Below are 10,386 nucleotides of genomic sequence, written 5' to 3' on the forward strand. Positions count from 1 at the left end.
CGCACGGCGGCGGGAGGACCACGTGCCAGTGGGTGTTCACGGCCGGAATCGTAGCCGCACCGCCTGCCGGTATCGTGGGGATCATGGACATCGGCGTCGCGGATGACCTGCTGCGGCGGTCCCTCGTGGTCTACAAGTTCGCGGTCGACGAGCTCATGACGAAGCTGCGGATCCTCAGCGAGGAGTTCGACCTCGTCCACCGGCACGACCCCATCGAGCACGTCACGCACCGCGTGAAGCGGCCCGACGCGATCCTCGACAAGCTGCGGCGCAAGGGCCTGCCCACGGACCTGGCGCTGGCCGCCGAGCACCTCGACGACGTCGCGGGCGTGCGGGTGGTGTGCCCCTTCGTGTCCGATGTGTACCGAGTGCGCGACATGCTGGCCCGGCAGAGCGACGTGGAGATCCTGCGGACCAAGGACTACATCGCCGCGCCGAAGCCCAACGGGTACCGCAGCCTGCACCTGATCGTGCGGATCCCGGTGTTCCTGTCCGACCGGGTGGAGCACGTGAAGGTCGAGGTCCAGCTGCGGACCATCGCGATGGACTTCTGGGCCACCCTGGAGCACAAGCTGTACTACAAGTACGACGACCAGGTGCCCGCCGGGTTCGTCGAGGAGCTGACCGCCACCGCCGCCATCGCCGCGGAGCTGGACGCCCGGATGCAGTCGCTGCACCACGAGGTCCAGCGCGACTGACCGGGCGCCGAGCGTTCAACTCGGGGTGCCCGGACGTAGGACTCACCTGTCCCGAACGCAGGACTCCCCCGTCCTGGACGTAGGACTCACGCGCTCTGGACGTAGGACTCACGCGTCGTGGGTGTAGGACTCACGCGGGTGGAGTTGTCGCGGCCTAATCAAGACGTGTCGCACATCACTTGGCGACCGCCGAGCGCACTACGCCCGAGTAACGTCAAACGACGTCAGACGGAGAAGGTTACGGCCATCTCAAAACATCTTCGAAAATCCGTCTGAACGGAGCACGAAGATATTTCATGCTTCCTGGATGGACAGCCTGCGGACGCGTGCAATCCCCGCCCGAGGCACGCCGGACACGTTGACACGCGACTGCGAATAACCCTCGCGTACTGCACGTATTTACGAGACCCCGCAGTCCAAACCGGCCGTTCGAGTGAATCGCGGAAGCACTTCTTCCAACGCGTGGTCAGGCTCCCCTCAAAATAGGGAATGACTTTTAGGAGAATGCTCCGTTCGGCGGTCGCGACGAACTCCCGGCGACCGTCAACGTTGGCCCCGCGCCCGGTTACTCATTGACACTGTGGCTCATTCTCAGAGGATCACGCATGGACACCGACCGGATCTCCACCCGATTAGCGACGTTGACCCGCGAGCACCTCGTGCCCGGGGCGCAGCTCGCCGTGCACCACGAGGGACGCACGTGGACGCACGAGGTGGGCCTGGCCGCCGACGCGGCCGTGCCCATCGGCTCGATCACGAAGACGTTCACCGCGGCCGTCGCCATGGCCCTGGTCTCCGACGGGGACCTCGAGCTGGACGCGCCGCTGTCCGACCACCTGCCCGGGGTGGCGGCGGGCGAGCTCACGCTGCGCCACCTGCTCAGCCACACCGGCGGCCTGCCGTCGGACCCGGAGGACGTGCGCACCACGTCCCTGCGCCACCACGTGCGGCAGGCGCTGCGCGAGCTGCACCCCCTGCACGAGCCCGGCGCGGGCTTCTCCTACTCCAACATCGGCTACTCGCTGATCGGCCACCTGATCGAGGTGACGACCGGGATGTCCTGGTCGGAGGCGGTGGAGGCGGTCCTGCTGCGCCCGCTCGGGGTGCGCGCCCGGTTCATCACGAGCCCCGACGCCGACGTGGTCGCCGGCCACGCGGTCAACGCCGCCACGGGCCGCGTGGTGCCGGTGACGCAGTCGCTCACGCCGGTCGACGCGCCCGCCGGCGCCCTGGCCGTGAGCGCCGCGGACCTGGTGGCGTTCGGCCGGATGCTCGGCGGCGCCGCGCCGCACATCATGTCCCCGGAGGACCTCGCGCTCATGCGCGAGCCCGTGCGGCACGCCGAGCCGTTCGGCATGGCCGACGGCTGGGGCCTCGGCCTCGCGCTCTTCCAGCGCGACGGCGTCCGCTGGGTCGGCCACGACGGCACCGCCGACGGCACGTCCTGCCACCTGCGGATCAACCCCGCCGACGGCACCTCGGTCGCGCTGACCACCAACGGCAGCAGCGGGTGGGGCCTGTGGCGCGAGCTCGTGCCGGAATTGGTCGACGCGGGCCTGCCGGTGGCCGATTACGACGGAATGAGCGGCCTGCACCACCGCATCGCCCCGCCGCCGGACTGCACCGGCCGCTTCCGCAACGGGGACGTCGAATACGCCGTGCGGGCCGTGGACCGGGAGCGCCTGGCGCTGACCGTGGACGGCGAGCCGTTCGCGGACCTGTCCCTGTTCGACGGCCTGGTGTTCGCCATGCGTGATTCCGACACCGGCGACACCAACCAGACCGGGCGTTTCCTGCGCGACCCGGGCGACGGCGGCATCCGCTGGATCCAGATCGGCGGCCGACTGGCGCGCAGGCAGGCCGCGAAAGTGTCTTGAATTACACGTTTGAGCCTCACGCGCAATGGGTAAGCCGCGCCCCCGAACCAGAAAGGCACTTCTCGCGATGACGCACGCCCGCACACTGCCGGAATTGATCGCCGCGCAGGCGCTGCGCACTCCGGACGCACCCGCGGTCATATCGGCCGGCGGTGTGGTCGGCTACCGGGAACTCGAAGAACGCGCGAACCGGCTCGCGCACGTGCTCGTCGCCCAGGGGGCGCGGCGGGAGCGCGTGGTGGCGGTCGCCATGCCGCGGTCGGTGGACAACGTGGTGGCGCGGCTCGCGGTGCTGAAGAGCGGCGCCGCGTACCTGCCGATCGACCCGGACTACCCGGCCGACCGGATCGCCTTCATGGTCTCCGACGCCGAGCCGCTGCTCGTGCTCTCCGACCTGCCGCCGCTCGACGACCAGCCCGCCACCGCGCCCGACGTGGCGATCCGGCCGGAGGACCCGGCCTACGTGATCTACACGTCCGGGTCGACCGGTCGTCCCAAGGGCGTGGTGGTGCCGCACCGGGGCCTGCCGGCGTTCTCCGCCGCCGAGATCGGCCACTTCGACGTGCGGCCGGGCGACCGGGTCCTCCAGTTCTCCTCGCCCAGCTTCGACGCCTCGGTGCTGGAGCTGTGCATGGCGCTGCCCGCGGGCGCGGCGCTCGTGGTGCCGCCGCCCGGTCCGCTGCTCGGCGACCAGCTCGCGGAGGTGATCGCCGGGTTCGGCGTGACGCACGCGCTGATCCCGCCGGTCGCGCTGGCCACCGTGCCCGACGTCGAGCTGCCCTCGTTCCGCACCCTGGTCGTCGGCGGTGACGCCTGCCCGCCCGACCTGGTGGCGAAGTGGGCGCCCGGCCGTCGCATGATCAACGCCTACGGGCCGACCGAGTCCACCGTGGTCACGTCGTGGAGCGAGCCGCTGGAGCCGGGCGGCACGCCGCCCATCGGCCGTCCCATCCCGGGCACCGAGGTCCGCGTGCTGGACGACGAGCTGCGCCCCGCCACCGAGGGCGAGCTGTACGTGACCGGCGTCGGCCTGGCGCGGGGCTACCTCGGCCGGCCGGGGCTGACCGCGCAACGGTTCCTGGCCGACCCCCTGGGCCGGCCCGGCGCCCGCATGTACCGCACCGGCGACGTGGTCCGCACCCGCGCCGACGGCCAGCTCGAGTTCGTCGGCCGCGCCGACCACCAGGTGAAGATCCGCGGCTTCCGGGTCGAGCCCGGCGAGATCGAGGCGCTGCTGCGGCAGCGGCCCGGCGTGGAGCACGCCGTCGTCATCGCGCGCGGCGAGCCGAAGCGGCTGGTGGCCTACGTCGTCGGCACCGCGGAAGGGCTGCGGGAACACCTCGTCAGCAGACTGCCGGACTACCTCGTGCCCTCCGCCTTCGTGCCGCTGGAAGCGTTCCCGCTCACGCCCAACGGGAAGCTGGACCGCGACGCGCTGCCCGAGCCGGTCGTCGGCGACGTCCCGGACGACCACGTCGAGCCGCGCACCGACGCCGAGCGCCGGGTCGCCGACGTGTGGTCCGACGTCCTCGGCGCGCCCCGGGTCGGCGCGCACGACGACTTCTTCGCCCTCGGCGGCGACTCGATCCTGGCGGTGCGGGCGCTGTCACGGCTCGGCGGGCTGCCGGTGCGGGCGATGTTCAGCCACCGCACGGTCGCCGCGCTCGCCGAGGCCCTGCCCGACCAGGACGGCACGCCGATCCCGCGCGTGCCGCGGGACGGGCCGCTGCCCCTCTCCCCCGCCCAGCGCCGCTTGTTCTCCCTGGACGGCACGGCCGAGCAGAACACCGCCGTCGGCATCCGGCTGACCGGTCGGCTGGACGTGCCGCGCCTCGCCCGGGCGCTGGACGCGCTGGCGTGCCGCCACGACGCGCTGCGCACGACGTTCGACGTGGTGGGCGACGAGCCGGTGCAGGTCGTCGCGTCACACGGCACGATCCCGCTGCGCGTGCTGCCCGCGCCGGCGGGCGCGACGACGGACCCGACCGAGCCGGGCTGGACCGAACCGGGCCAGGCCGCGCCGGGCACGGGTGGACCCGCTTCGGCCGACCTCGGCCTCGACGAGCCGTTCGACCTGCGGCGGGGGCCCCTCACCCGGGCCGTGCTCCTCCCCCTCGGCCCGGACGAGCACCTGCTGGCCCTCGTCCAGCACCACATCGTCACCGACGGCTGGTCGGTGCAGGTGCTGTTGCGGGAGCTGGCCGAGCTGTACGCGGGCGGGCAGCCGGACGAGCCGCCCGTGCAGTACCCGGACTTCACCGCCTGGGACCGGGCCAGGCCCGCGGGCGACGTGGCCTACTGGCGCGACCGGCTCGACGGCGTCGAGGCGCTCGACCTGCCCACCGACCGCCCCCGCCCGCCGCTGCGCACCACGGCCGGCGCGGTGCTGCGGCGCCCGTTGCCGGCGGACCTCGTCCGGCGGCTGACGGGCGTCGGCCGCGCGCACGACGCCACCCTGTTCATGACGCTCACCGCCGCCGTGCAGCTGCTGCTGTCGGCCCGCAGCCGGCAGCGGGACGTCGCCGTGGGCACGGTCAGCTCCGGCCGCGACCACGCCGACCTCGAACGCGCCGTCGGGTTCTTCGTCCGCACGCTGGTGCTGCGCTCCTGGGTGGACCCCGACCTGCCGTTCACCGCGTTCCTCGACCAGGTGCGGGACACGGCGCTGGAGGCCTTCGCGCACGACGACGTGCCGTTCGACCGGGTGGTGGAGGCGGTGCGCCCCGACCCGGACCCCGGCCGCACGCCGCTCGTGCAGGCCGTCGTCGCGCTCCAGCAGCCGCTGCTGCCCGGCCCCGCGTTCGGCGAGCTGACCGCGGCCGAGCACGACCTCCCGCGCCCCGTGGCCCGGTTCGACCTGGTGGTGGAGTTCTGGCCGCGCGGCGACGACCTCGCGCTGACCGTCGAGTACAACACCGACCTGTTCGACGCGGCCACGATCGACGCGCTGGGCGACGACCTGGAAGCGCTGCTGCGCCTGGTGGTGGACGACCCCGACCGCCCGCTGCGCGACCTCGTCACCCTCGACTTCCAGCCGGACGACGCGGTCCGCATCCGGGGCTCCCGGGTCGACCTCGCCGAGGTCGAGCGGGCGATCCGCCGCCACCACGACGTGACCGACGCCGCCGTGGTCGTGGCCGGCACCCGACTCGTCGCCTACGTGACGCCCCCGGTGAACGCCCCGGCGTTGCAGGGGTTCCTCGGCCAGGTGCTGCCCGCGCACGCCGTGCCCACCACGGTCGTCGGCCTCGACCACCTCGACCGCGACGCGCTGCCCACACCCCCGGACGACCGCGCGGAGGTCCGCTACGTGGCGCCGCGCACGCCCGTCGAGGCCGTGCTGGCCGACGTGTTCGCCGAGGTGCTCGGCGCGGCCCGGGTCGGCGTGCGGGACAACTTCTTCGCCCTGGGCGGCGACTCGATCCTGGGCATCCAGGTCGTCACCCGCGCCCGCCGCGCGGGCCTGGTGCTCACCTCGCGGGACATCTTCGCGCACCAGACCATCGCGGCCATCGCGCCGCACGTGACCCGCGACCTGCCGCCCGCCGCCGACCAGGGCGTGGTGACCGGCGACGCGCCGCTCACCCCGATCCAGCGCTGGTTCCTCGACAGCCACGCGGTGCGGCCGGAGCACTTCGACCAGTCCGTGGTGGTGGACCTCGACCCCGACCTCGACGTGCCCGCCCTCCGCACCGCCCTGGTCGCGCTGGTCGAGCACCACGACGCGCTGCGCACCCGGTTCGAGGGCGACCGCCAGGTGGTCGGCCCCGTCACGCACGCCGACCCGCTGGCGGTGGACCACTTCGACCTCACCCGCGGGCCGCTGCTGCGCGCCGAGGTCCTCGACGACGCGTCGGTCCGGCTGACCGCGCACCACCTCGTGGTCGACGGCGTGTCCTGGCGCGTGCTGGTCGAAGACCTGACCACCGCCTACCGCCAGGCCCGCGCCGGCGAGGCCGTCCGCATCGGGCGCAAGACGACGTCGTTCCGCGACTGGGCGACCCGGCTCGCCGACCATGCCTCGCACGGCTTCGACGCCGAGCTGGCCCACTGGACGGCCGTGGCCGCCACGCCGACCGCCATCCCGGTCGACCGGACCGGCCCGAACACGGTCGGCTCGCAGCGGGAGGTCACCGTGCGGCTCACCGCGGCGGAGACCGACGCGCTGCTGCGCGACGTGCCCGGCGTGTACCGCACCCAGGTCAACGACGTGCTGCTGACCGCGCTGGGCCGGGTGCTGGCCGACTGGACGGGCCGCCCGCGCGTCCTGGTCGACCTGGAGGGCCACGGCCGCGAGGAGCTGTTCGCCGACGTCGACCTGTCCCGCACGGTCGGCTGGTTCACCACCGTCTTCCCCGTCGCGCTCGACCTGCCCGGGAACGACCGTGCGCCCGGAAGCGACTGGGGCACGGCGCTCAAGTCCGTGAAGGAGCAGCTGCGGGCCGTGCCCGGACGCGGCCTCGGCTACGGCGCGCTGCGCCACCTGGCCCGCACCGCGCCCGCCTGCGACCCCCGGGTCTCGTTCAACTACCTGGGCCGGTTCGACGCCGACCAGCGCGACCTGGAGCTGTTCGCCGACCCGCGCGCGCCGCGCCCGCACCTGCTCGACGTGGTCGGCCAGGTGCGCGGCGACCGGCTGGAGTTCCGCTTCCACTACAGCGAGAACGCCCACGACCGGGACACCGTCGCCCACCTCGCCGACGGGTTCGCCGCCGCGCTGCGCGGCATCGTGGCGCACTGCGCCGAGCCGGGCGCGGGCGGCCGCACGCCGTCGGACTTCCCGCTGGCGCGCCTGACCCAGGCCGAGGTGGACCTGATCACCGGCGAGGACGCCTACCCGCTCACCCCGATGCAGGCGGGCATGGTGTTCCACGGGCTCGGCGACAAGGGCGTGTACTTCCAGCAGACCACGTTCGTGGTGGACGGCGTGACCGACCCGGCCGCGTTCGCCGCCTCCTGGCAGCGGGTGGTCGACCGGACGCCGGTGCTGCGCAGCAGCGTGCTGTGGGAGGGCGTGCGGCAGCCGTTGCAGGTCGTGCACGAGCACGTGCGGGTGCCGTTCACGTTCCTGGACTGGAGCGGGCTGGACGAGGCGACCCGCACCCGGCGGCTGCGCGACCTGCTGGCCGAGGACCGGGCCGAGGGCCTCGACCTGGCCGCGCCGCCGCTGATGCGGGTCGCCATCGCCCGCCTGTCGCCGACGAGCGTGCAGGTGCTGTGGACGTTCCACCACGTGCTGCTCGACGGCTGGAGCGTCTTCCACGTGCTGTCCGACGTGCTCGGCGAACCGGCGCAGCGGCGGCCGTTCCGCGACTACGTCGCCTGGACCGCCGAGCAGGACGAGGCGCAGGCGCAGGAGCACTGGCGGCGGGTGCTGGCCGGGTTCGACTCGCCCACGCCGCTGCCCGCCGACCGCCCGGCCGAGCACGGCACGTCGTCGCAGCGCCTCCGCGTCGAGCTGACCGACGAGGAGTCCGCGCGGCTCTACGAGTTCGCCCGCCGGCACCGCGTCACGCCCAGCGCGATCGTGCAGGGCGCGTGGGCGCTGCTGCTGGCCCGCTCCAGCGGACAGCGGGACGTGTGCTTCGGCGCGACGGTCTCCGGCCGGCCGGCGGAGCTGCCCGGCGTGGACGCGATCACCGGCATCTTCATCAACACCCTGCCGGTCCGGGTCCGGGTCGACGGCGCCGAGCCGGTGGCCGACTGGCTGCGCGCGTTGCAGGACGCGCAGGTCGAGTCGCGGCGGTTCGAGCACGTGCCGCTGGCCGACATCCAGTCGTGGAGCGGTGTCGAGCGCGGCACGAACCTCTTCGACAGCGTCGTGGTGTTCGAGAACTACCCGGTCGAGCCGGCCGAGGACATGGGGTTGCGCGAGCTGTCCGCGGTCGAGACGACGAGCTTCCCGCTCAGCGCCACCGTCTACCCGGCCGAGCGGCTCGGCCTGCTGCTGGGCTACGAGCCCGCGATGTTCGAGCGGGCGGGGGTCGAGCGGCTCGGCGACCGGCTGCGCAGGCTGCTGGTCGGCCTCGTCGCCGACCCGGACCGGCCGGTGGCCGACGTGCCCTGGTTGTCCGAGGACGAGGTCCGCCAGGTGCTGGTCGACTGGAACGGCGCGGTCGCCGACGAGCCGACCACCACGATCCCCGAGCTGTTCGCCGCCCAGGCCGCCCGCACGCCGGACGCGGTCGCGGTGACGTGCGAGGGCGAGCACCTGACCTACCGCGAGCTGGACGAGCGGACCAACCGGCTGGCCCACCACCTGGTCGGCCTGGGCGCCGGGCCCGAGCGGATCGTCGCGCTGCGGCTGCCCCGGTCGCTGGACCAGGTCGTCGCGGTGCTGGCGGTGCTCAAGTCGGGCGCGGCCTACCTGCCGCTGGACCCGGCGTACCCGGCCGAGCGGATCGCGGCCACCCTCGACGACGCCCGGCCGGTGGCCGTGCTGTCGGAGATCCCGGACCTCGCCGGTCAGCCGGCCACGGCTCCGACGCCGGCGCTGCGGCCCGACCACTCGGCCTACGTGATCTACACCTCCGGTTCCACCGGACGGCCCAAGGGCGTGGTCATCCCGCACGGCAACGTGGTGCGGCTGTTCTCGGCCACCGACCACTGGTTCCGGCTCGGCCCCGACGACGTGGTGTCGATGTTCCACAGCTACGCCTTCGACGTCTCGGTGTTCGAGCTGTGGGCCGCGCTGCTGCACGGCGGCCGGCTCGTGGTCGTGCCCTACGCGGTGTCGCGCTCGCCGCGCGACTTCGCCCGGCTGCTGGCCGACGAGGGCGTGACGATCCTGAGCCAGACGCCGTCGGCGTTCTACCAGCTGATCCCGGAGAAGCCGACCGGGCTGAGCCTGCGCTGCGTGATCTTCGCCGGCGAGGCGCTGGAGCCGGCCAAGCTGGAGGGCTGGGACGGCCCCGGCGCGCTGATCAACATGTACGGAATCACCGAGACCACCGTGCACGTCACCTACACCGAGGTCGACGGCAGCATCGGCGTGGCCATGCCGGACCTGCGGATCTACGTGCTGGACGAGGACCTGAACCCGGTGCCGCCGCGCGTGCCGGGCGAGATGTACGTGGCCGGGCCCGGGTTGGCCCGCGGCTACCTGCGCCGGCCGGGGCTGACCGCGTCGCGGTTCGTCGCGAACCCGTTCGGCCCGCCCGGTTCCCGCATGTACCGCAGCGGCGACCTGGCCCGGTGGGAGGACGGCGTGCTGCACTACCTGGGGCGCGCCGACCAGCAGGTGAAGATCCGCGGGTTCCGGATCGAACTCGGCGAGGTGGAATCGGTGCTCGCCGCGCATCCTGCCGTCGCCCAGGTCGTTGTAGTGGCGAACGAACAACGCTTGGTCGCGTACTACGTGCCGGACAAGCCGACTACGGCGTCGGAGCTGCGCGACCACACGGCCGAGGTCCTGCCCGACCACATGGTGCCCGCCGCGTTCGTCGCACTGGAAAGCCTGCCGTTGACCGTGAACGGCAAGCTCGACCGCGTCGCGCTCCCCGCGCCCGAGCGCGACGCGGTCACGTCCGGGGAGTACGTCGCGCCCCGGACCGAGACCGAGGACGCGATCGCCGCCATCTGGGCGGACGTGCTCGGCGTCGGCCGGGTCGGGGTCGAGGACAGCTTCTTCACCCTGGGCGGCGACTCCATCCGCAGCCTGCACATCACCTCCAGGACCAAGGCGGCGTTCGGCATCGACCTGTCCCCGCGCGACATCCTCACCTCCCGCACCGTGTCCGCCCTGGCCGATCTGGTCGAGGAACTGGTGCTCGCCGATCTCGAAGCCCTCGCTGCCGACACGGAGGCGTGAC

3 protein-coding genes are annotated in these 10,386 nt (G+C 73.3%); all 3 read left to right on the top strand.

The genetic code is table 11. The features are described from left to right. Positions 1-83: 83 nt before the first annotated feature. Positions 84-698, top strand: coding sequence for a GTP pyrophosphokinase (locus EDD40_RS06910; protein WP_123742147.1), 615 nt, complete (start codon positions 84-86; stop codon positions 696-698). 605 nt (positions 699-1,303) lie between these two features. Beyond that, positions 1,304-2,575 carry a serine hydrolase domain-containing protein gene (locus EDD40_RS06915; protein ID WP_123742148.1) on the top strand — a complete coding sequence of 424 codons (1,272 nt, stop codon included), beginning with the start codon at positions 1,304-1,306 and terminating at the stop codon, positions 2,573-2,575. A gap of 94 nt (positions 2,576-2,669) precedes the next feature. Next, a complete protein-coding gene (locus tag EDD40_RS06920; RefSeq protein ID WP_170184980.1) occupies positions 2,670-10,385 on the top strand; it encodes a non-ribosomal peptide synthetase in 7,716 nt (2,571 codons plus the stop codon). The last annotated feature ends 1 nt before the right edge of the window (position 10,386 follow it).

Origin of the sequence: Saccharothrix texasensis, assembly GCF_003752005.1 — a bacterium.
Classification (GTDB): domain Bacteria; phylum Actinomycetota; class Actinomycetes; order Mycobacteriales; family Pseudonocardiaceae; genus Actinosynnema; species Actinosynnema texasense.

Bases quoted from the DNA above. Each gene is read 5' to 3' on its own strand.
- EDD40_RS06910 (WP_123742147.1), top strand. From the start codon at position 84: ATGGACATCGGCGTCGCGGATGACCTGCTGCGGCGGTCCCTCGTGGTC.
- EDD40_RS06915 (WP_123742148.1), top strand. From the start codon at position 1,304: ATGGACACCGACCGGATCTCCACCCGATTAGCGACGTTGACCCGCGAG.